The organism is Pseudomonas sp. SP16.1 (assembly GCF_052682975.1).
In genome coordinates, this window is record NZ_JBQYFZ010000001.1 from 2,127,552 (window position 1) to 2,147,254 (window position 19,703).

24 protein-coding genes and 2 pseudogenes are annotated in these 19,703 nt (G+C 66.2%); 14 read left to right on the forward strand and 12 right to left on the reverse strand.

Annotated features, from left to right (window positions below; all coding sequences use genetic code 11):
* Positions 1-66: 66 nt before the first annotated feature.
* From ACUTAF_RS10365 to ACUTAF_RS10375, 3 genes are read right to left on the reverse strand one after another with little or no spacing between them, the layout of a single operon-like run.
* On the reverse strand, positions 67-1,314 hold the full coding sequence (locus tag ACUTAF_RS10365) for an MFS transporter (protein ID WP_445579873.1): 1,248 nt from the start codon (positions 1,312-1,314) through the stop codon (positions 67-69).
* Positions 1,315-1,366: 52 nt separating this feature from the next.
* Complete coding sequence (locus ACUTAF_RS10370) at positions 1,367-1,813, reverse strand: PaaI family thioesterase (protein WP_445579874.1); 447 nt, start codon at positions 1,811-1,813, stop codon at positions 1,367-1,369.
* Entirely contained in the window at positions 1,810-2,289 is a 480-nt protein-coding gene (locus ACUTAF_RS10375; protein ID WP_445579875.1) for a PaaI family thioesterase, read from the reverse strand. The genes ACUTAF_RS10370 and ACUTAF_RS10375 overlap by 4 nt, the downstream gene beginning before the upstream one ends.
* A 172-nt stretch (positions 2,290-2,461) precedes the next feature.
* Between ACUTAF_RS10375 and ACUTAF_RS10380 the strand changes: the two genes are divergently transcribed.
* Positions 2,462-2,752, forward strand: coding sequence for a hypothetical protein (locus tag ACUTAF_RS10380; RefSeq protein WP_445579876.1), 291 nt, complete (start codon positions 2,462-2,464; stop codon positions 2,750-2,752).
* A 44-nt stretch (positions 2,753-2,796) separates the two neighbouring features.
* Here the strand turns inward: ACUTAF_RS10380 and ACUTAF_RS10385 are convergent, their stop codons facing one another.
* The 4 genes and pseudogenes from ACUTAF_RS10385 to ACUTAF_RS10400 all read right to left on the reverse strand — a co-directional run bounded on the left by ACUTAF_RS10385 (position 2,797) and on the right by ACUTAF_RS10400 (position 4,803).
* Positions 2,797-3,189 (reverse strand): MAPEG family protein, encoded by a 393-nt coding sequence (locus ACUTAF_RS10385; protein ID WP_445579877.1) that lies wholly within the window; start codon positions 3,187-3,189, stop codon positions 2,797-2,799.
* Entirely contained in the window at positions 3,186-3,920 is a 735-nt protein-coding gene (locus ACUTAF_RS10390; RefSeq protein WP_445579878.1) for a DUF599 domain-containing protein, read from the reverse strand. The genes ACUTAF_RS10385 and ACUTAF_RS10390 overlap by 4 nt, the downstream gene beginning before the upstream one ends.
* A 192-nt stretch (positions 3,921-4,112) precedes the next feature.
* Positions 4,113-4,252, reverse strand: a pseudogene (locus ACUTAF_RS10395) (ISL3 family transposase); the annotation flags it as partial.
* 44 nt (positions 4,253-4,296) lie between these two features.
* A complete protein-coding gene (locus tag ACUTAF_RS10400; protein WP_445579879.1) occupies positions 4,297-4,803 on the reverse strand; it encodes a DUF1993 domain-containing protein in 507 nt (168 codons plus the stop codon).
* A gap of 68 nt (positions 4,804-4,871) precedes the next feature.
* Here ACUTAF_RS10400 and ACUTAF_RS10405 point away from each other — a divergent pair, with 68 nt between their 5' ends.
* The gene (locus ACUTAF_RS10405; RefSeq protein WP_445579880.1) at positions 4,872-5,231 is read left to right on the forward strand and encodes an MmcQ/YjbR family DNA-binding protein; all 360 of its coding nucleotides are present in this window, start codon (positions 4,872-4,874) and stop codon (positions 5,229-5,231) included.
* Here the strand turns inward: ACUTAF_RS10405 and ACUTAF_RS10410 are convergent.
* Together ACUTAF_RS10410 and ACUTAF_RS10415 are read right to left on the reverse strand one after the other, a co-directional pair.
* Positions 5,211-5,909, reverse strand: coding sequence for a DUF1294 domain-containing protein (locus tag ACUTAF_RS10410; protein WP_445579881.1), 699 nt, complete (start codon positions 5,907-5,909; stop codon positions 5,211-5,213). The genes ACUTAF_RS10405 and ACUTAF_RS10410 overlap by 21 nt on opposite strands.
* Positions 5,906-6,736, reverse strand: coding sequence for an undecaprenyl-diphosphate phosphatase (locus ACUTAF_RS10415; protein ID WP_445579882.1), 831 nt, complete (start codon positions 6,734-6,736; stop codon positions 5,906-5,908). Before ACUTAF_RS10415 ends, ACUTAF_RS10410 begins: the two co-directional genes overlap by 4 nt.
* A 320-nt stretch (positions 6,737-7,056) precedes the next feature.
* Between ACUTAF_RS10415 and ACUTAF_RS10420 the strand changes: the two are divergent.
* The 5 genes and pseudogenes from ACUTAF_RS10420 to ACUTAF_RS10440 all read left to right on the forward strand — a co-directional run.
* Positions 7,057-7,743, forward strand: a pseudogene (locus tag ACUTAF_RS10420) (cache domain-containing protein); the annotation flags it as partial.
* A 123-nt stretch (positions 7,744-7,866) separates the two neighbouring features.
* Entirely contained in the window at positions 7,867-8,601 is a 735-nt protein-coding gene (locus ACUTAF_RS10425) for a methyl-accepting chemotaxis protein (RefSeq protein ID WP_445582429.1), read from the forward strand.
* A gap of 7 nt (positions 8,602-8,608) precedes the next feature.
* Positions 8,609-9,223 carry a hypothetical protein gene (locus ACUTAF_RS10430; RefSeq protein ID WP_445579883.1) on the forward strand — a complete coding sequence of 205 codons (615 nt, stop codon included), beginning with the start codon at positions 8,609-8,611 and terminating at the stop codon, positions 9,221-9,223.
* Positions 9,224-9,270: 47 nt separating this feature from the next.
* A complete protein-coding gene (pnuC, locus tag ACUTAF_RS10435; protein ID WP_445579884.1) occupies positions 9,271-9,837 on the forward strand; it encodes a nicotinamide riboside transporter PnuC in 567 nt (188 codons plus the stop codon).
* On the forward strand, positions 9,837-10,388 hold the full coding sequence (locus ACUTAF_RS10440) for an AAA family ATPase (RefSeq protein ID WP_445579885.1): 552 nt from the start codon (positions 9,837-9,839) through the stop codon (positions 10,386-10,388). Before pnuC ends, ACUTAF_RS10440 begins: the two co-directional genes overlap by 1 nt.
* Here ACUTAF_RS10440 and ACUTAF_RS10445 read toward each other — a convergent pair.
* Together ACUTAF_RS10445 and ACUTAF_RS10450 are read right to left on the reverse strand one after the other, a co-directional pair.
* Positions 10,356-10,823 carry a DUF3429 domain-containing protein gene (locus ACUTAF_RS10445; protein ID WP_445579886.1) on the reverse strand — a complete coding sequence of 156 codons (468 nt, stop codon included), beginning with the start codon at positions 10,821-10,823 and terminating at the stop codon, positions 10,356-10,358. The genes ACUTAF_RS10440 and ACUTAF_RS10445 overlap by 33 nt on opposite strands.
* Before the next feature lie 71 nt (positions 10,824-10,894).
* A complete protein-coding gene (locus ACUTAF_RS10450) occupies positions 10,895-12,127 on the reverse strand; it encodes a sigma-54-dependent transcriptional regulator (protein WP_445579887.1) in 1,233 nt (410 codons plus the stop codon).
* A gap of 228 nt (positions 12,128-12,355) precedes the next feature.
* Between ACUTAF_RS10450 and ACUTAF_RS10455 the strand changes: the two genes are divergently transcribed.
* The 7 genes from ACUTAF_RS10455 to ACUTAF_RS10485 all read left to right on the forward strand — a co-directional run bounded on the left by ACUTAF_RS10455 (position 12,356) and on the right by ACUTAF_RS10485 (position 19,004).
* Positions 12,356-14,233: a di-heme-cytochrome C peroxidase gene (locus tag ACUTAF_RS10455; RefSeq protein ID WP_445579888.1), complete on the forward strand. Its 1,878-nt coding sequence runs from the start codon at positions 12,356-12,358 to the stop codon at positions 14,231-14,233.
* A 45-nt stretch (positions 14,234-14,278) separates the two neighbouring features.
* Complete coding sequence (locus ACUTAF_RS10460; protein ID WP_445579889.1) at positions 14,279-15,415, forward strand: catalase family protein; 1,137 nt, start codon at positions 14,279-14,281, stop codon at positions 15,413-15,415.
* Between the two features lie 250 nt (positions 15,416-15,665).
* The gene (locus ACUTAF_RS10465; RefSeq protein WP_445579890.1) at positions 15,666-15,935 is read left to right on the forward strand and encodes a hypothetical protein; all 270 of its coding nucleotides are present in this window, start codon (positions 15,666-15,668) and stop codon (positions 15,933-15,935) included.
* 117 nt (positions 15,936-16,052) lie between these two features.
* The gene (locus ACUTAF_RS10470; RefSeq protein ID WP_445579891.1) at positions 16,053-17,072 is read left to right on the forward strand and encodes a GlxA family transcriptional regulator; all 1,020 of its coding nucleotides are present in this window, start codon (positions 16,053-16,055) and stop codon (positions 17,070-17,072) included.
* Positions 17,065-17,298, forward strand: a complete 234-nt coding sequence (locus ACUTAF_RS10475) for a DUF1272 domain-containing protein (RefSeq protein ID WP_445579892.1) — start codon at positions 17,065-17,067, stop codon at positions 17,296-17,298. Before ACUTAF_RS10470 ends, ACUTAF_RS10475 begins: the two co-directional genes overlap by 8 nt.
* Positions 17,299-17,308: 10 nt before the next feature.
* Entirely contained in the window at positions 17,309-17,818 is a 510-nt protein-coding gene (locus ACUTAF_RS10480) for an HPP family protein (RefSeq protein ID WP_445579893.1), read from the forward strand.
* 22 nt (positions 17,819-17,840) lie between these two features.
* Positions 17,841-19,004 (forward strand): MFS transporter, encoded by a 1,164-nt coding sequence (locus ACUTAF_RS10485; RefSeq protein WP_445582430.1) that lies wholly within the window; start codon positions 17,841-17,843, stop codon positions 19,002-19,004.
* Positions 19,005-19,053: 49 nt separating this feature from the next.
* On the opposite strand, the gene nfuA is transcribed toward ACUTAF_RS10485, so the two are convergent.
* The gene (gene nfuA, locus ACUTAF_RS10490; protein ID WP_445579894.1) at positions 19,054-19,638 is read right to left on the reverse strand and encodes a Fe-S biogenesis protein NfuA; all 585 of its coding nucleotides are present in this window, start codon (positions 19,636-19,638) and stop codon (positions 19,054-19,056) included.
* Positions 19,639-19,703 lie beyond the last annotated feature (65 nt).

Sequence of the window (19,703 nt, forward strand, 5' to 3'; positions counted from 1 at the left end):
TTTCAAGGGCTTAGCAGGCCATTGAAAAACCACCATGCAGTCTTCGCCTGGGTCATCAACGGCCTGCTAGGGGTCGAGCAGCTCCAGACGGCCGATCTCCTGGGGCTTGAAGCTGAAGCTGGCCTGGCCGCCGCCGCTGCCCATCTGCTGGCGCAGCAGGATGCTGCCGTCGACATCGACGCCGACGAAGCGCCCTTCCACCGTACCGCCGCTGGCCTTGCTCAGACGCATGCGCAGGTTGCGGTACTGCTCGGGGCTACGCTGCAACCGCGCCAGGCTGAAGCGCTGGCGACGGTCGGCAGGACGAGCGAGGCCCTCGTCCGCTGGCGGCGTCTCGCTCTGCGCCAGCGGCTGCGCCGGTGTTTCGGCCGGCAGCGGCGGGAATCGATCCCCTTCCACCGTCCAGCCCTGGCGGTCGCGCTTGCTCAGGCGCAACGGCAGGCGCTCGGCACGCTGGTCGATCAGCGCCTCCACCTGCAGCTGGAGCCTGTCGCCCTCGAAGCTGAACGGCGGCACCTTCAGCTCGCGCACGTCGCGGCTGGCGAAGCGCCGCTGCAGATAGTCCTGCAGCACGTGGGCTATGGTGTCGCGCGAATCGAAGTGGCGATCGACCTCGGCGCCCCGGTAGCGCAGACGATCGCTGTACAGCTCGACGCGGCCACTCAGGCTGGTCTTGAAACGTGGCGGCAACACCAGGTGGAATTCGCCCGCCAGGCGATTGGGCGCCTGCGGCTGCAGGTCCAGATGCAGGGTATAGCCGCGACTCAGGCGCCGCGCCTCGGGCAGATCCTGCTCGGGCAGCAGCCAGCTCAGCTCCACCTCGGGCAGGTTGCCGCTGTCCTGCGGCAGCACGTCGACGCGCACCGCACCGCTGACCGGCTGGGGCAGGCGGATGTTCAGCTCGCGCTGGGCGAAGAAGTCCAGGCCCTCGCGCAGGCTCAGCACGCCGTCGATCAGCTCGCCCTGCTGCGGGCGGAACGGCTGGCCGTTGAGCCGGCCGCGCAGTTCGATGGCCAGTTCGGGCGGCTCCTGCACCTCGGGCTTGAGCCAGTCGAGACGGATGATCGCCGCCAGGCGGTCGGCATCCTTGCTGGCCAGCAGGGTCAAGCCAACCACCAGGGGAATCATCCCGAGCCCGACCAACGCCACGGCGCTTCGCGCACGGCCCCAGTGACGCAGCACGTAGACCAGCGTCAACAGCGGGATCAGGCTGCCCCAACCCCACAGCAGGCTGGTGCCGAACGCCCGCATGACCAGCCAGACCAGCCCGGCCAGCATCAACAGCAGGCCACCGATTATCAGCAACGCATCCATCCAGAAATTCCTTGTGATCAGTGCGACGCGCTGCCGAGGCCGTCCGGGTGGTTCAAGGCTCGTCGACCTTGAAATGGGCACGGGCGGTGGCGATCGGCTCGGTCCGGGTGGTCTGCCAGGCGGTGATCGCCACGTTGGCGACCCGTCGGCCCTGGCGCCAGACCTGGCACTGCGCGTAGGTGTCACGATAATGACCAGCGCGCAGGTAATCTATCGAGAAGTCGATGATTTTCGGCAAATGTGGAATGCCCATGAACATCAGCAGATGGAGCATGGCGGCATGCTCCATGAAACCGGCGATCACCCCGCCGTGCAGCGCCGGCAGTACCGGGTTGCCGATGCAGTCGCGATTGGCCGGCAGGCGAAACACCATGTCGTCGCCCAGGCGCAGGCATTCGAGGCCGAGCAGCTTGGCGTAGGGGATCAGGTTGATCAGCGGATCGTAGTCGTTCTGCTGGTGGGCGCGCGCCACCAGTTGCTCCAGGTTCAGCTCGCTCATGCCGCACCGCCTTGCTGGATGCTCTGCTTCAGCTCGCCGCCACCCTGTGCGGCCTTGCCCATGCGCATGAACGCACCGACCACGTGCGCGATGGGCTGCCCGGGGTCGTCCTGGTAGGCATAGCCGCGGGTGAAGATCACGTTGGGGGTGACCCGGTAGCACTCGGCGAAACCGAACACGTCCTTGCCGGGTTCGGCCGGGTGCATGTAGTCGATGCGCAGGTCCAGGGTCGGGCAGATCTCGAACTCCGGCAGCACGCAGACGGTGGAGATGCCGCAGGTGGTGTCCATCAGCGTGGTGATGGCCCCGCCGTGGATCACGCCGCTGTCCGGGTTGCCGACTATATGTGCGCTGTACGGCAGACGCAGGGTCAGTCCCTGGCTGTCGGCCGCCTCCACGCGCATCCCCAGCACCTGACAATGACGCAAGGCGGCGAGAAACCGCTGCGCCCGCGCCTGAATCGACTGCTCGCTCATCACTACGACCCTACTGCATCACGGGAAAAGGCCGCGCATGATAACGCCTCGCGGCCCCGCCCGGCCAAGGCCGGCGAGACGCACCGGGAACTTAAGCGCGTCCGCTCGCTCCAACGGGGTGCGCATGGGATCACCCCAGCCGCCTATAACTTCCACACATGGAGTGCTGACCGTGAACAAACCCCTGACTTATGCCCTGCTGCTTGCCGCTACCCTGGGTCTCGCCGCCTGCGAGAAGCCCCCGGAAGACAAGATGGAGTCGGCCAAGGAGTCAGCCTCTGAAGCCATGGAAAACCTGGGCGACGCCGCCAAGGAAACCGGTGAAGCCATCCAACAGAAAGCTGACGAAGTGATGGGCACCGAGCCGACCACTGGCGAAAAAATTCAGGACGCCGCCGAAGACGCCGCCGATGCCATCGAAGAGGCCGGCGACGAAGCCAAGGACGCCGTCGAAGGCCAGTAAGGCCCGAGCAACGAAAAAGGCCCGCCAATGCGGGCCTTTTTCTTTTACAGCGCCGGGCTGAGCATCAACAACAGACTGCACAGCAAGCCGACCACCCAGATCAGGCTGCGCTGCCAGTGCAGGTCGTACCAGTAGCACAGCAGGTACAGCACCCGACTGACCACGAAGGTCACCGCCAGCACGTCCACCAGCGCCCCATGGGTCTGGGTCACGTGGGCCATCAACACGCCGACGGCGAACAGCGGGAAGGCCTCGAAGCTGTTCTGGTGGGCAGCCAGGGCGCGCGCGCCGAATCCGGTCAGGCGTGCCTGCTGGGCTCGCGGGTGGCGGTTGTCATAGCGCCCGCCGCCCTCCTCGGCCATGGCCTTGGCCACCGGGGCCTTGGCGATGAAGATCAGCAAGGCGCTGATGAAGATGCACCAGAACGGCAGAGTCATTCGCTCTTCTCCTTGGCCACTTCGGCGGTCGGCGTTGGGGTGTAGACCATCACTTGCAGCACATCCGAGTGGAATTCGCGGCGGTACAACACCAGCACCACGCCGGCGGTCACCAGCATGAAGAACCAGGGATTGATGAACCAGGCCAGGGTCGCCATGCCGAAATAGTAGGCGCGCAGCCCCTGGTTGAATTGGTTGGCGGCCATCGAGATGACCCGCGCGGTGCGCTCGCCGAAGGCCTTGCGCTCCTGCTCGGTGACATGCCGTTCGCCGACCATCGGCGCCGAGCCCACCAGCACCGCGGCGAAATTGTACTGGCGCATGCACCAACTGAAGGTGAAGAAGGCGTAGACGAACACCACGCCCAGGCACAGCAGCTTGACCTCTGAAAGCTCGCGGCTGGCCGGCTGCACGAACGGCAGATCGGCCAACAGCGACACCGCGCGGTCGGAGGCGCCGAGCACGGTGAGAATGCCGGCGAGGATGATCAGGGTGCTGGAGGCGAAGAACGACGCATTGCGTTCCAGGTTGCCGATCACGTTGGCGTCGGCGATGCGGTTGTCGCGCAGCAGCATGCGGCGCATCCAGTCTTCCCGATACAGGTGCAACACGCTGGCCAGACAGGGGGTGGCGCGGCCCTTCCACAGCGCATAGCGGGTGTAGCCGGCCCAGCAGAGGACGAACCAGAGCACGGCCAGAAGATGGGGCAAGTAGTGATCGCTGATGGGCATGCCAACTCCTTGTAGGACTGGCGGCGATTATAGCCAGCGCATCGCCGCGATTGCCCAACCGAAAAAACGCCTGGAGCGCTTTTTGACGTCGCTCGCGATGGCCCGCTGGGTTTTCACCCCAACCGGTAAGGCGCATCGCGTATTCCCGGGAACAGCGGTCTCGAGATAGGGTCGATCAGCTGGCGACCCTATGCTCATGTCCATGGCTACCGCTTCGATCTGTCGGCAGCGCTCACCGAGCAGCTCGAAGAATGGCCTCACGGCGCTCGCCGTGACCGCCTCACGCCCCGCGTTCGCTCGGCGCCCGTGACCTGCGTGGCATAGCGATGGCCGTAATCCCCCCGCCGGCGCACCGCCACTGTAGATATACGACGCGTCAGGGGTGGCCGAGATAATCCATCTTGCCCAGCGGCACGCCGTTATGACGCAAGATGGCGTAGGCGATGCTGAGATGGAAATAGAAGTTGGGCAGAACGAAGTTGAGCAGGTAGTCCTGGCCGCCGAACTTCAGCTCCAGTCCGGGGAAACTGAGGCTGACGGCGCGCCCCTCGCTACCGTCCAGCTGCTCCGGGGCGACGCTGCGCAGGAATTCGCAGGTCTTGCCGATACGCGCCTGCAGCTCGGCGAAGCTGCTCTCGGTATCGGCGAAGCTGGGCACCTCGATCCCCGCCAGGCGCGCCGCACAGCCCTTGACCGCGTCGCTGGCGACCTGCACCTGGCGGGTCAGCGGGTACATGTCCGGCGCCAGGCGGGCATTCAGCAGCACCTCGGCAGCGATCTTGTGGTCGAGCGCATGCTGCTCGGCCTTGTCGAGAATGGCCGCGAGGTTGCCGAGCATGCGCAGGAAAACCGGAATCGAGGCGTGATACATGGACAGCGACATGGTGCGCTCCTGGAGTAGGTGGATAGACTTGCCAGCTTAGTACTCTGCCAACCGCCCAGGAGCAGCAAATGACAGCCGACTGGATCGCCGCCTTCTGCCTGGCTCTGCCCGGCGCCCGCGAAGACCTCAAGTGGGGCAGCAACCGGGTGTTCTCGGTCGCCGGCAACAAGATGTTCGCCATCCTCGATTTTCTCGGCGAAGACCTCGCATTCAAGGTCGACGGCGATCTGTTCCTCGGCTTCGTCGACCGCCCCGGCATCCGTCCTGCACCCTATCTGGCGCGCGCGCACTGGATCAGCATGAGCGCCCGGCGACTGCCGCTGGGCGAGGCCGAACTGCGCGACCTGCTCACCCGCTCGCACCAGTTGGTGGTGCGCAAGCTGCCCAAACGCCTGCAGCCGGGACCGCTATTGGACGAACAGCGCTAACTGGCGGGCGATATAGGCGCCATCCAGCAGCAGCCAGTCGAACCAGAACGCCTGATGAGCGGCGACGATCAGCCAGAACACCGTCTGGTAGGAGACCTTGCGCGTCTTGTGTCGCAAGGCCTGCTGGGCCAGCAGCGCACCAGGCCAGCCGCCAGCCAGTTCCACCAGGTGCAAGGAGTTTTCCGGGGTGCGCCGCCCACCAATTTGGGCGCTGCGCTTGTCCAGCCAGTAGAGCAGGAAGCCGAGCAGGCTGGCCCCCAGATACAGCGGCAGCAGCCACGGCGACCCGGCGCCGAACAACCGCAAGGCGCCCAGTAGCGGCAGCATGCAGAGCGCGGCGAACAGCGCGAGCTTCAGGCCCGGATTGCGGATGCCGACAGCCGCGCCGCGCGGCTCCCGCCCCCTCGCAGGCTGGCGCGACGTCCCGGGTTGGCGACGGATCGCCGGCCGGTCCAGGCTCGGCGCCCCCGCCAGGCGCATATGCTCGGCGCGCGGGCGCCCTTGGGCGTCGCGTCCTTCGACATAGAGCAGGCTGTCGCCGACTTGCGGACGCCGCTCGCCGCGCATCGCGGAAATATGCGCGAACACCTCGACGCCGCCGCCCTGCGGCTGGATAAAGCCGAAACCCTTGCCGTCGTTCCAACTGGCGAGGCGTCCCGAACGCTCCTTGCCCATCATCCCTGCGCGGTGCTCCAGTCGATCAGATGGAACTGCCAGGTCGCCAGGATCAGCAGGCCGAAGCCGATGCGGTACCAGGCGAAGGCGGCGTAGCTGTGATGGGCGATGAACCTGAGCAACGCACGCACGGCGATCATGGCGAAGATGAAGGAGGTAACGAAGCCAATGGCGAATACCGGCAGATCGCCTGGCAGGAACAGGTCACGGTACTTGTAGCCCGAGTAGACCGCGGCGGCGACCATGGTCGGCATGGCCAGGAAGAAGGAGAACTCGGTGGCGGCCTTGCGCGACAGGCCGAACAGCAGGCCGCCGATGATGGTGGCGCCGGAGCGCGAGGTGCCCGGGATCATCGCCAGGCACTGGGCGAAGCCGATCTTCAGCGCATCCTTCCAGCTCATGTCGTCGACGCTTTCGGCGTGCACCCGGTGTTTGCGCCGCTCGGCCCAGAGCATAATGACCCCGCCCACCACCAGGGCGGCGGCCACGGTGATGGGATTGAACAGGTAATGGTGGATCAGGTCGGCGAACGCCACACCCAGCACCACCGCCGGCAGCACGGCGACCACCAGGTTGAGGGTGAAGCGCTGCGCGGTGCCCTCGCTGGGCAGGCCGACGACCACTTCGAGAATCTTGCGCCGATACTCCCAGACCACCGCGAGAATCGCGCCGAGCTGGATGATGATGTTGAAAGCTATCGCCCGTTCGCCGCCGAAATCGATCAGATCGGCAACGATGATCTGGTGTCCGGTACTGGAAATCGGCAGGAACTCGGTCAGCCCTTCCACTATGCCCAGTATCAAGGCCTGCACGGCCGTCCAGATATCCATTGAATTCCCCCGGAAATCGCGGCGAACGCCGCACAAGTAGAAAGGCAGATGCGGTCGAAGCGCTGCGTCGTGCCTGGGACAAGCGGTCAAGGCCGAGGTTCCCGGCAAAGACGCTCTGGCGCGGCGGCATTCAGGTTTGGCGCCGCGCGGCCGAAATGCTAACAGACAACTAGAGTAATGAATGCTGCGCTCGCTGCATTCGATCGATAACAACAATCGGGAACTCACCCATGCACAGCTTACGTAGTCTTCCCATCAGCCGTCGCCTGTGGCTGATCCTGGCGCTGGCCATCCTGACCCTGGTGTTGCTCGGCGCCTACATGCTGCGCCAGACCAATCTCGACCTGTACGCCGGCAAGGCGGAAAAGACCCAGCAGCTGGTGCAGAGCGCGGCCGGCATTCTCAAGCATTACCACGGACTGGAAAGCGCCGGCAGCCTGAACCGCGAACAGGCACAACAACAGGCGATGGAGCTGATCCGCGGGCTGCGCTACGACGGCCAGGAGTATTTCTGGATCAACGACCAGACCCCCATGATGATCATGCACCCGATCAATCCCAAGCTGGAGGGGCAGAACCTCTCCGGCTTCAAGGATCCGGACGGCAAGGCGCTGTTCAACGAGATGGTGGCTCTGACCCGCAGCCAGGGCGCCGGCCAGATCGACTACCGCTGGCCCAAGCCGGGCGCCAGCGAGCCGGTGCCGAAGATTTCCTACGTCGAGCTGTTCCAGCCCTGGGGCTGGATCATCGGCTCCGGCGTGTACGTCGACGACGTCCAGGCCGAATTCAAGGCCCAGGCGCTCAAGACCCTGGGCATCGGTCTGCTGATCGCCGTCCTGCTCACCGCCCAGGTGGTGCTGATCGCCCGCAGTATCGCCCGCCCCTTGCAAGCGGCGGTGGAAGCGATGGCCAGTATCGCCAGCGGCGAAGGCGACCTCACCCGCCAACTGGACACTCACGGCCACGACGAGCTGACCGCCCTGGCCCGCCATTTCAACGCCTTCACCGACAAGTTGCGCGGCGTCATCCGCCAGTTGCTCGACTCGGCCGGCTCGCTGGATCAGGCCGCGCGTACGCTGGGCGACATCTCCAGCGAGGCGCAGCACCACAGCAGGCAACAGGCCCAGCAGATGGAGCTGGTGGCCACGGCGGTGAACCAGGTCACCTACGGCGTGCAGGACGTGGCGAAGAACGCCGAGCACGCCTCCGGCGAGGTGCATGCCGCAGAGGAGCAGGCCGGCCAGGGCCAGCAGAACATCGAGGCCAGCCTGCGGCAGATCGACCAGCTGTCGAGCACCATCGACAAGGCCGTGACGGTGATCCAGGCGCTGGCCAGCGAAAGCACGCAGATCGGCAGCGTGCTGGAGGTGATTCGCTCGATCGCCGAGCAGACCAATCTGCTCGCCCTCAACGCCGCCATCGAGGCCGCCCGCGCCGGCGAACAGGGCCGCGGCTTTGCCGTGGTGGCCGACGAGGTGCGTCTGCTGGCGCAGCGCACGCAACAGTCCACCGCGGAAATCCAGGGCATGATCGAGCGACTGCAGGACAACTCGGAAGCGGCGGTCAAGGTCATTCACGAAAGCAGCCGCGCTTCGCAAATGACGGTGGAACAGGCCAGCCAGGCTGGCCAAAGCCTCGCGCAGATCGCACAATCGCTGCGCAACCTGACCGGGCTCAACGCCTCGATCGCCAGCGCCACCCTGGAGCAATCGCACGTGGTCGAAGACATCAACCAGAACGTCACCCAGACTGCCAGCCTCGCGCACAACACCGCCGAGGCCGCGGAGCAATCGAGCGCCGCCAGTCAGCACCTGAGGCAGCTGGCCGACCAGCTAAGCCGCCTGCTTGGACAGTTCCGCGTATGAGGCCACGATGAGCAGCATGGAACATCAGGAAGTCGACTTCAGCCGGCCGCAGAATCAGGACCTGATCTGGGATCTGGACCTCATGGCTCGCCGCGAGCTGGCCGAGCGCTTCGTCAAGCTGTTCGAGAACCGTCTGTGCGTCTATTCCGAGTCGGTGGGCCAGCTGTACACCAACTACAGCCTGCACTTCCCCACCGACCGCGGCCGCAAGATGGTGGTGCTGCCCAATCCCTATGCCTTCCACGACACCCTGCACGGCATCGACAGCCAGGCCATTCGCAAGACCGGCCTGTGCGTGCTGCCGGGCCAGGTGCTGGGCAAGCCCGGCCTGCTGCTCAGCACCCAGCTCAAGGACGGCGGCCCGGCGCCCAAGACCATGGCCTTCAAGCCGGCGCTGGCGCAGATCATCAGCAACCAGAAGAAGATCGGCGACTTGTTCCTGCCGGTCATGATGAAGGGCGACCTACGCGAGTTCGACCAGCAGATGCCCTATATCCACCTGCACCGCCTGCAACTGGCACGCCTGCCGCGCCTGTCCAACTTCGAGCGCGACGATATCCAGCAGACCATTACCCGCAAGCTGCTGATGCTCTATCGCCTGGCCGACACCCTGGTGTGCTGAAGGCCTCCGGATCGCTACAATTGCCCCTTTTTTCCTGAGGATGCCGGATGTCCTGGCTCGAACTCGTCGCCTCCGGCCTCGGCATCGCCGCGGTCTGGCTCACGGTGCGACAGAACCCCTGGTGCTGGCCTATCGGCCTGGTCATGGTCTTGCTGTACGCCTGGCTATTCTTCGACTGGCAGCTGTACTCCAGCCTGCTGCTGCAGGTGCTGTTCGCCGGCCTGCAGTTGTACGGCTGGTGGCAATGGACCCGCGGCGGCGAGCGCCGCGACGGTCGCACGGTCAGCCAGCTCGACGCGCTCGGCCTCGCTGCCGGCCTGGCGATGGGCGCAGGCGGCGCCCTGCTGCTCGGCTACTTGATGGCAACCCATACCGATGCCAGCGCGCCCTGGCTCGACGCCACCCTCACCGCCTTCAGCCTGGTCGCCCAGCTGTGGATGGCGCAGAAACGCCTGCAGTGCTGGGCGCTGTGGGTGGTGGTGGACCTGTGTTACGTCGCCTTCTTCCTGCACGGCGGGCTGTACCTGACGGCCGCGCTCTATGCGGCGTTCACCCTGCTGGCCATCAGCGGCTGGCTGAGCTGGCGCCGCGCACCGGCCCTGGCGCTCGACTGATGCGGGTGCTGGTACTGACCGGCCCGGAGTCCAGCGGTAAGAGCGCCCTGGCGGAGGAGATACGCACGCACTTCGGCGGCATCGTGGTCGGCGAGTACGTGCGTCATTTCATCGAGCGGGAGCGGCGCGACACCTGCTACGCCGACATTCCCGCCATCGCCCGCGGCCAGTTGGCCTGGGAAGATGCCGGGCGCGCCGCGCGGCCGGCGCTGCTGATCCTCGACACCCACCTGCTGAGCAATATGCTGTGGAGTCGTTGCCTGTTCGACGACTGTCCTGACTGGTTGGAAACCGAGCTGCGCGGCCGTCATTACGACCTGCATCTGCTGCTCGACCCGCAGGGCATGCCCTGGGTCGCCGACGGCCAGCGCTGCCAGCCGCAGCTGGCCGAGCGCCTGGCCTTCCACCGCGCCTGCCGGCAATGGCTGGCGGACAACCAGCGGCCATTTCGCGAGCTGTCCGGCGATTGGCCGCGGCGCCGCCAGGCCGCGCTGGCGCAGGTCGAGACACTGCTGGGTTCAGCGGATCAGCACGCTGGCCCAGGCCAGTAGCAGGCTGGCGCAGACCACCAGGGTCAGCGGCGTGCGCAGCGCCGGATACCACTGCGGCGCCAGGCCCACCTTGACCGCATGCAGGTCCGCCAGATACAGGCCGATAAAGGCCAGCAGGAAGATCGGCAGCGCCAGCGCCATGGGCAGACCGCTGGCCAGGGCGGCCCAGCCGAGCAGAGGCGGAATTACCGACAACCCCAGCTGCAGCTGCGCGTTCTCGTCGGTCTCCTCGGCGCGCATCGCCAGCCCCCAATGGATCGCGCCCATGAAGGCGAGGATGACCGCGGCGAAATCCAGCAGCGCAGACAACACGAAGGGGCGCCAGCCCAGCGGGATCACCCAGATGCCCACCGCCCCGCTGACGAAGGGCACCAGCCCGGCGTAGCCCAGCAAGATGGCCAGTTGCGGGGGTTTCTCGGCATCGAACGGGTGCATGGTGATCTCCTTGGCGATACGGTGCGCCGAGCACCTTAGCAGTGTTTCGCTGGCGATACAGCCGCGCCGGGTCAGCGCAGGCGGTGCTTGTGCAGCAACCGATAGAAAGTGGGGCGGGAAATGCCCAGGCTGCGCGCCGCGTGGGTCATATTGCTGGAGTAGCGGGCGAGCACATCGTCGAGTGCCTGGCGTTCCGCGCGCAGGATGTAATCCGCCAGGGTTACGCCGTGGCCGTCTGTTGCCTGGCGCGGCTCCAGGCCGAGGTCGCGCGCGAGAATCTGCCGCCCCTGCGCCAGCGTCACGCCGCGCGCGATGCGGTGGCGCAGTTCGCGCACGTTGCCCGGCCAATGATGCCCGTCCATGGCCGCTATCGCCTCCTCGCTGAAGCCCGGACGAAGACGCCCCAGGCGGGCGCCATAGGACGTAGCGAAATGCTCGGCCAGCAGCGCCAGCTCGCCGCGATTGTCTCGCAGCGGCGTGGTCTGCAAGCGCTGCCCGGCCAATTTACGGTACAGGTCCTCACGCACCCTGCCCTGGCGCACCGCCTCCTCCAGTTCGCCGCGGCTGAGGGTCAGCAGGCGCGGCGCCGGCTGCACCTGCAGGCGCTGCAGCAACCGGCGCTGTGCATCGTCTGCAAGCGCGACCACCCCCTCCAGCATCAGGCTGCCGGACGCAGTCGCCGCCAGACTGGCGGACAGCCCGGCCTCCAGCTGCTCGGCGGCTTGTGCGGCGCAATCGAATCGCAGCAGAGGGCGGCTGGCGCGCGGCGAACGCTCGTGCAGCAGCTGCGCCAGCAGGGATTTGCCGCTGCCGCGTTCGCCGCTGAGCAACAGCGGGCAACTCAGTCCGGCGTAGCGCTCCAGCTGCTTTCGCAAGGCGCGGGTTGGGTCGCTGGTGCCGAGCAGTTGCGGGGCGGCGCACTCGTCCTGCAGGCGGGTGACCGTTTGCGCGCAGGCCAGCGATTCGAGCAGCGCATCGGTATCCACCGGCAGGACATGCACGGCGCAGAACCACTCATCGATCCAATCGCGGACATCGCTTCGCCCCAGGCTTTGCCCATGTAGCAGCGCGACACCGCCAGCCCGTCGACAGCGCAACAGCTCGAGCAGTTGCCGCGGCTGCTGCAGGGTTCGTTCATCCAGGCAGACCAGCAGCACCTCGCCGCCCTGGTCACCGGCTTCACCGAGGCGACAGCGATGCAGCCTCCACCCGCCGTCCTCCAATCGCGGCAACAGGCCCGCGCACTCGTCGAAGGGATCGATCACCACTAGCGGGTAGGACGGGGCGGATAAGGCTTTCAACATTTCCCATCCTTGACGCCATTATTTTGTAACTTCAATAAAAACAATGATTTGAAGTAATTGAATGTAACGCTAGCAAGAACTTTGACGCCGCTTGGAACGTTTATTTATATCGTTTGCTTCCATTGGTTATGTGCAGGATAGTCAGTCGCAAGACGATGGCACCTTGCCAATCGCCTATGGGATTGGCATAACAAGGCCATTAATAAGAACGCCACAAGGAAGTCTCTAATGCGTCTGCTCCGCCGTGCCCTGAAACTTGCCCTGTTGCTGCTGTTGATCGGCCTGGGAGTGGTGCTCTATTACGTCGCCAACCCGAACTTGCCGATCCACGCTCAGCCCGGCCAGCTGCATTATCTGGATCAGTGGAGCGACGAGCAGCGCCAGACCTACTACTACACCCCCCAGGGCACCACGGTTAAAGGCCTGCGCTACGACTGGTTCACCGCCCTGGAAATGCCGTTCGGCACGGCCAAGTTCGCCCGCCCCGAGTATCTCTCCCGCTTCGGCTTCCTCACCGCACCCGATCAACAGCCCAGCGAACTGAACCCCGGCAACCTGCCGGTGGGCTTCGCCCGTCACCAGGACGACGACAGCGGCGAGCATTTCCTCGATATCAGCTGCGCCGCCTGCCATACCGGCGAGTTGCGCTACAAGGGCCAGGCGGTCCGCATAGACGGCGGCGCGGCGCTGCACTCGCTGGCTTCCACGGTGCCTACCCTGCGTGGCGGCGGCTTCGGCCAGGCGCTGGGCATGAGCATGCTGTTCACCTATTACAACCCGCTGAAGTTCCGCCGCTTCGCCCGCGAGGTGCTCGGCGACGAGTACCCGCAGGGCCGCGACCAGCTGCGCGAAGATTTCAAGCAGGTGCTCGACCGTCTCATGACCACGGCCAAGAACGATTGGCAGCGCGGCCTCTACCCCACCGAGGAAGGCTTCGGCCGTACCGATGCGTTCGGCCGCATCGCCAACAGCGTCTATGGCGACGCACTCGCCGAAGCCGACAACTACCGCATCGCCAACGCCCCGGTGAGCTACCCGCACCTGTGGGACATCTGGAAATTCGACTGGGTGCAGTGGAACGGCTCGGCCATGCAGCCGATGGCCCGCAACGTCGGCGAGGCATTGGGTGTCGGCGCCGCCCTGCACCTGTTCGACGAGCAGGGTCGCGCCGTCGCCGAGGCCGACCGCTACGCCTCCAGCGTGCGCCTGCACGATCTCTACACCCTGGAAGAGACCCTGAAGATGCTGCAGCCGCCGCAATGGCCGGAAGCCGTCTTCGGCAAGATCGACCTGCCGCTGGCCAGCCGCGGCAAGGCGCTGTACAGCGAGAACTGCGCCTACTGCCACGCCCCCGATCCGAAGCCGCGCGAGCAACGCCTGGCGCCGGCGCGCGATCCGGAATGGAAGATGCGCATCGTGCCGGTCTCGATCATCGGCACCGACCCGACCACCGCGAACAACATCGCCGACCACCGCTTCGATATCAGCCGCCTGGGCTGGACCAGGGCCGAGCTGTCGCGCCTGGACGTGCAGCTGTTCGGCGCCAGCCTCGACGAACTCGACTTCAAGAGTATCTCCAGCGCCAAGGGCCTGGCCTATATCACCGCTTACGTGGAGAACCGCGCCTATCGCGACGCCGGCATCTCGCCCCGCCAGCGCTGGCGCATGGACGGCTACGGGCTGTCCATCGGCGTGCAGGAGAAGCGCGGCTACAAGGCACGTCCGCTGGACGGCATCTGGGCCACGCCGCCCTTCCTGCACAACGGCTCGGTGGCCAACCTGTTCGAACTGCTGTCGCCGGCCCACGAGCGCCAAAGCCGGTTCTGGGTCGGCAACTTCGAGTACGACCCGGTCCGCGTCGGCTACCGCAGCGAGCCTTTCGCAGGAGGCTTCCTGTTCGACACCGCCGTTACCGGCAACGGCAACGGCGGCCATGAATTTCGCGACGGCTGTCGCCAGCAGGGAGTGATCGGTCGCGCCCTGGCGCCGGACGAACGCCTGGCGCTGATCGAGTACCTGAAAGTGCTCGGCAACGCCGAGCTGGAAGGCCAGCTTACCAATGTGCCGGCCAAGGCCTGGACGCCAGGGCCCAGCTGCGAAGGCTGAACGCTGTTCATCGGGACATGACGAAACAACAAGGATTGCCACCTCATGCTGAAAAGACTCTGGCTCTGGCTCGGTCGCCTGCTCGGCAGGCTGCTGCTGATCCTCGTGCTGCTCGGCCTGGCCGGCTGGGCTCTGGGCGAGGCCTATTACGCCTGGAAGTTCTCCGGCCCGGTCGCCCGCGAGGAAGAGATCCCGGCCGACGAGGCGGCACTGAGCCGTTTGATCATCGAAGACGCCGTGCGCATCGTCGAGCAGCACCGCGACAACACCCGGGTGCTGCGTGACGCCCACGCCAAGGCGCATGGCTGCGTGAAGGCCGAGGTCCAGGTGCTGGACGACCTGGAGCCGGCGCTGCGCCACGGGGTATTCAGCGACCCCGGCCACCGCTGGCAGGCCTGGATGCGCCTGTCCAACGGCAACGCCTACCCCCAGTTCGACCGCGCCCGCGACGCCCGCGGCATGGCCATCAAGCTGCTCGAGGTGCCCGGCGACAAGCTGATGAAGAGCCCCGAGCATGCCGGCGAGCAGGACTTCGTGATGTTCAACCACCCGGTATTCTTCGTCCGCGACGTGGCCGAGTACCGCAGCAACTTCGCCGCCCAGGCCGACGGCAAGAAGGCCCTGGCGTTCTTTCCCGACTGGGATCCGCGCAGCTGGGAGATCCGCCACCTGATCATCGCCCTGAAGACGCTCGCTCCGGCCCCGCAAACCCCGCTGGCGACCACCTACAACTCCATCGCGCCGTTCAAGCTCGGCCCGCACAACATCAAGTATCGAGTGGTGCCGGCGCCGCAGCACTGCCCGCCCTACCAACTGCCGGAACAAAACACCGACCTGCCCAACTTCCTGCGCAACGCGCTCTATCGCCAACTGTCGCTGGACCGCGTGCCTGCCTGCTTCGAGCTGCAGGTGCAACGGCAGGACCCGAGGCACTACATGCCCCTGGAAGACCCCAGCGTGGAATGGAGCGAGAAGATAGCGCCGTTCGAAAGCGTGGCGCGTATCAACGTGCCGGCGCAGGACTTCGATAGTCGCGAACAGAATCTGTTCTGCGACAATCTGTCCTTCAACCCCTGGCATGCCCTGCCCGAACATCGACCACTCGGCGGCATCAATCGTTTGCGTAAAGCGGTATATGAAGCAGTGAGCGCTTATCGGCATCAACGCAATGCCACGCCCTGAGCCGCAACGGGCGTGGTTGTTGGGCTCGCCCCATCCCGGCGAAAACAGGCTCGGGGAACTTTCACGACAGAAAGTTGTAAACGACGCGACGCTGAAACTTCCGACCCCGACACTTCGTGAAGTCCGTTAAAACTTTTTTCGCACCCCTGTGACTTATCGGTCGACTGCGCTCATCAACAATATTGACAGGCCAAGTTAATAAACCGACGGCCGCCATTATTGCTGGGATCAACCCGGAGAGACCGACCCCATGAACACCCCGCTGCGTTTCAACGAAGCCTTGCTGATCGCCGATCGCGCCTTCCGCCCGTTCCAGTGCGTGGCCTGGACCCCGCAGGACGGTACCGGCGTCGTCAGCATCAGCGTCATCGACCGCACCAGTACCCGCCTGCTCGGCCGCACCCAGCTGTCCAGCACCACCTACAGCGACCCGCAGCAACTGGCCGACGCCCTGCAGCGCTCCCGCGAGGAGCTGCGCCGCCAAGGCTTCGATCTGGCGCCCTGGAGCATGCCGGAGTAAATCCGCTCGGGGCGCCGTCCGGCGCCCCCTAAATTTTTGGCAATATCCGTGGGCTTATTGTCCTTGTTGCCATGATCGTCCCGGCGCAGACTGCCTCCCATCCCCCTGGAGGCCCTTATGGATGCGCTCAGAACCATCGCCTGCCTGATCTACCCCGAGGTTATGAGCCTGGACGTCACCGGCCCGCTGCAGGTGTTCGCCTCGGCCAACGTCGAACGTCAGCGCCAGGGCTTTGCCCCCTGCTATCGCATCTGCCTGCTGGCCGAACAAGCCGGCCCCGTCAGTACCTCCGCCGGTATCCAGCTGATCGCCGACCAGGCCTGGCGCGATAGCGACGCCGCGCGGATCGACACCCTGCTGATCCCGGGCGGCCTGGGCGAAGCGGCGCAATGTCGCAACCCGGCGCTGCTGGCCTGGCTGCGCGGCGTCGAACCGCAGCTGCGGCGGCTCGGCTCGGTCTGCTCGGGGGCGTTGATCCTGGCCGCCGCCGGCCTGCTCGACGGCCGCCGCGCCACCACCCACTGGGCCGACGTGGACACCCTGCGCCGGGGCCATCCCCAGGTCGAGGTGCTAGCCGACTGCCTGCACACCTACGACCCGCACGACCGCGGCGGCGCCGCGCACATCTTCACCTCGGCCGGGGTCACCGCCGGCATCGATCTGGCCCTGGCGCTGGTGGAGGCCGATCTGGGACGGGCCATGGCCCTGGCGGTCGCCCGCCGCCTGGTGATGTTCCTGCGCCGCCCCGGTGGCCAAGCGCAGTTCAGCGCCCTGCTCAGCCCGGAACCGAGCCGCGTGCCGCGCCTAGCGGCCCTGCTCGAATGGATCCCCGCCCACCTCGGCAGCGACCTGTCGCTGCAGCGCCTCGCCGAACAGGCGCATATGACGCCGCGCACCCTGTCGCGCGTGTTCGTCCAGGAACTGGGCATGGGGCCCGGGCGCTACGTCGAACGAGTACGCCTGGAGGCGGCCCGCACCCTGCTGCAGGACGCTCAGGCCTCGATCGCCACGGTGGCGCGCCTGACCGGCTTCGGCCACGCAGAAAACCTGCGCCGCAGCTTTCACAAGCACCTGGCCATCAGCCCGCAGGACTACCTGCAACGTTTCGGCCAGCACCAGGAGAACGCCCATGCTTGAACTGCGCCCCAATTGCGAATGCTGCGATCGCGACCTGCCGCCGGACAGCGTCGATGCGCTGATCTGCTCCTTCGAATGCACCTTCTGCCGCAGTTGTGCCGAGGACAAGCTGGCGTTGCGCTGCCCCAACTGCGGCGGCGAGCTATTGCGTCGTCCACCTCGCCCGGCCGACAAGCTCGAGCGCTTCCCCGCCTCCGGCGATCGAATCTTCAAACCCCGCTCCTGAGGAACCCACCATGCTGACCTTTCTGCGCAAACTCCAGGGCGACGCCATCGCCTTGCCGCCACGCCCAACGCTCAAGCAGGCCGGGCTCGCCTGGCTGGGCGGGGTGCTGGCGATCGCCGGTGTCGCCAATGCCGGCGACCTGTTGTCCATCAGCCTGCTGCTGGGCTCGTTCGGCGCCTCCTGCGTGCTGGTGTTCGGTTTTCCCGACCTGCCGTTCTCGCAACCGCGCAACGTCCTGCTCGGACACCTGCTGAGCAGCCTGGTCGGCCTGCTGTTCCTGCACGGAGTCGGGCCGCAGTGGTGGTCACTGTCTCTGGCGGTGGGCAGTGCGATCGCCCTGATGATGCTGACCCGCAGCGTCCATCCGCCGGCCGGTTCGAACCCGGTGATCATCTTTCTCGCCCAGCCGGGCTGGGGATTCCTGCTCTTCCCCTCGCTGATCGGTGCGCTGGTGCTGGTCCTAGTGGCGCTGCTGTACAACAACGCCACCAGAACCGGCCGCTACCCCAAGTATTGGTAGACCCCTCGAGGAAGCCGACATGCTGCTGTTACGCAATAAGTCGATCGTCCTGCTGTTTCTGGCCCAGGCGCTGTACTGGAGCTGCGCCATGCTCGGCGTCACCCTCACTGCCCTGATCGGCCTGCAGCTGGCGCCCTACAACGGTCTGGCGACCCTGCCACTGGCGCTGCTGGTGCTCGGCAATCTGCTCGCGGTGCAACCGCTGTCGCTGTTCATGCAGCGCCATGGGCGGCGCAGTGGCCTGCTGCTCGGCGCGCTGAGCGGCATCGCCGGCGGCCTGCTCAGCGCCCTAGGCGTCTGGCTGGGCGACTTCACCCTACTGTGCCTGGGCGCGCTGCCGATCGGCGCCTACCAGGCCTCGGCCATGTACTACCGCTTCGCCGCACTGGAGGCCGTGGCCGAGAGCCACAAGGGCCGCGCCACCGCCTACGTGCTCGGCGGCGGAGTATGCGCCGCGCTGTTCGCGCCGAGCCTGGCGCTCTGGTCGCAGAACCTGGTGAGCCGCCCGTTCACCGGCGCTTACCTGGCGATCGCCGTGCTGGCTGGCGTCGCCCTGCTGTTGATCGCCCGCCTGCCGCGCGGCCAGGCCGCTGGGCCGGTCGCCGCCGCAGCCGGCGCGCGCGGCGCTCTGTTGGCCCGGCCGGCGATTCGCGTCGCCATGGCCACCACGGCCATCGGTCACGGCCTGATGGTTTTGGTGATGAACGCCACGCCGCTGGCCATGAGCTTCTGCGGCCTGCCGCTGGCGGCCAGCGCAGAGGTGATCCGCTGGCACATGCTGGGCATGTTCCTGCCGGCCTTCGTCGCCGGCCCGCTGGTCGATCGCTTCGGCCCACGGCGGGTCGCCCTGCTTGGCTGCCTGATCCTCGCCGCCAGCGCGGGCATCGCCCTGAGTGGGTTGCAGGCCGCCCATTTCCTGATCAGCTCGTTCCTGCTCGGCGTCGGCTGGAACCTGATGCTGGTGGCCGGCACCACCTTGCTTGGCGAAGGCCACACGCCGGGTGAGCGCGGCCAGGCCCAGGGGCTGATGGAGCTGGGCAATGGCCTGGTGGCGACGCTGGCCTCCTTCACCTCCGGTGTGCTGATCAGCGGGGTGGGCTGGAACGCGGTGAATCTGGGCATGTTGCCGCTGATCCTGCTCGCATTACTGGCGCTGCAGCTGGGCCGGCGCCCGGCCCTGGCCTGAAACGACGAAGGGCGACCCATGGGTCGCCCTTCTCATAACCTGACCCGCCTCAGTAGTAGGCGTTCTCGCGGTTGCTGTGGTCGGTCACGTCGCGCACGCCCTTGAGCTCGGGAATGCGCTCGAGCAGGGTCTTCTCGATGCCTTCCTTGAGCGTGTAGTCGGCCTGACCGCAGCCCTGGCAGCCGCCGCCGAACTGCAGCACGGCGATGCCTTCGTCGACCACATCGACCAGGCTCACCTGGCCGCCATGGCTGGCCAGACCAGGGTTGATCTCGGTCTGCAGGTAGTAGTTGATGCGCTCGTTGAGCGGGCTGTCTTCGTTGACCATCGGCACCTTGGCGTTCGGCGCCTTGATGGTCAGCTGGCCGCCCATGCGATCGGTGGCGTAGTCGACCACGGCGTCCTCGAGGAAGGGCTCGCTGATCGCGTCGATCCAGGCGGTGAAGCTGGCCAGGCCGATCGGGGTGTCCTCAGGCTTCTGCTCGCCCGGCTTGCAATAGGCGATGCAGGTTTCCGCGTAGGGCGTGCCCGGCTGGGTGATGAAGACACGGATACCGATACCGGGCGTGTCCTGCTTGCTCAGCAGCTCGGCCAGATAGTCTTCGGCAGCTTGGGTAATGGTGATGGTGCTCATGGCAACTCCTCGCAAACATGGGCGCAGTGTACGCCACTGCACCGGCACGTTAAAGCCCAAGCAAA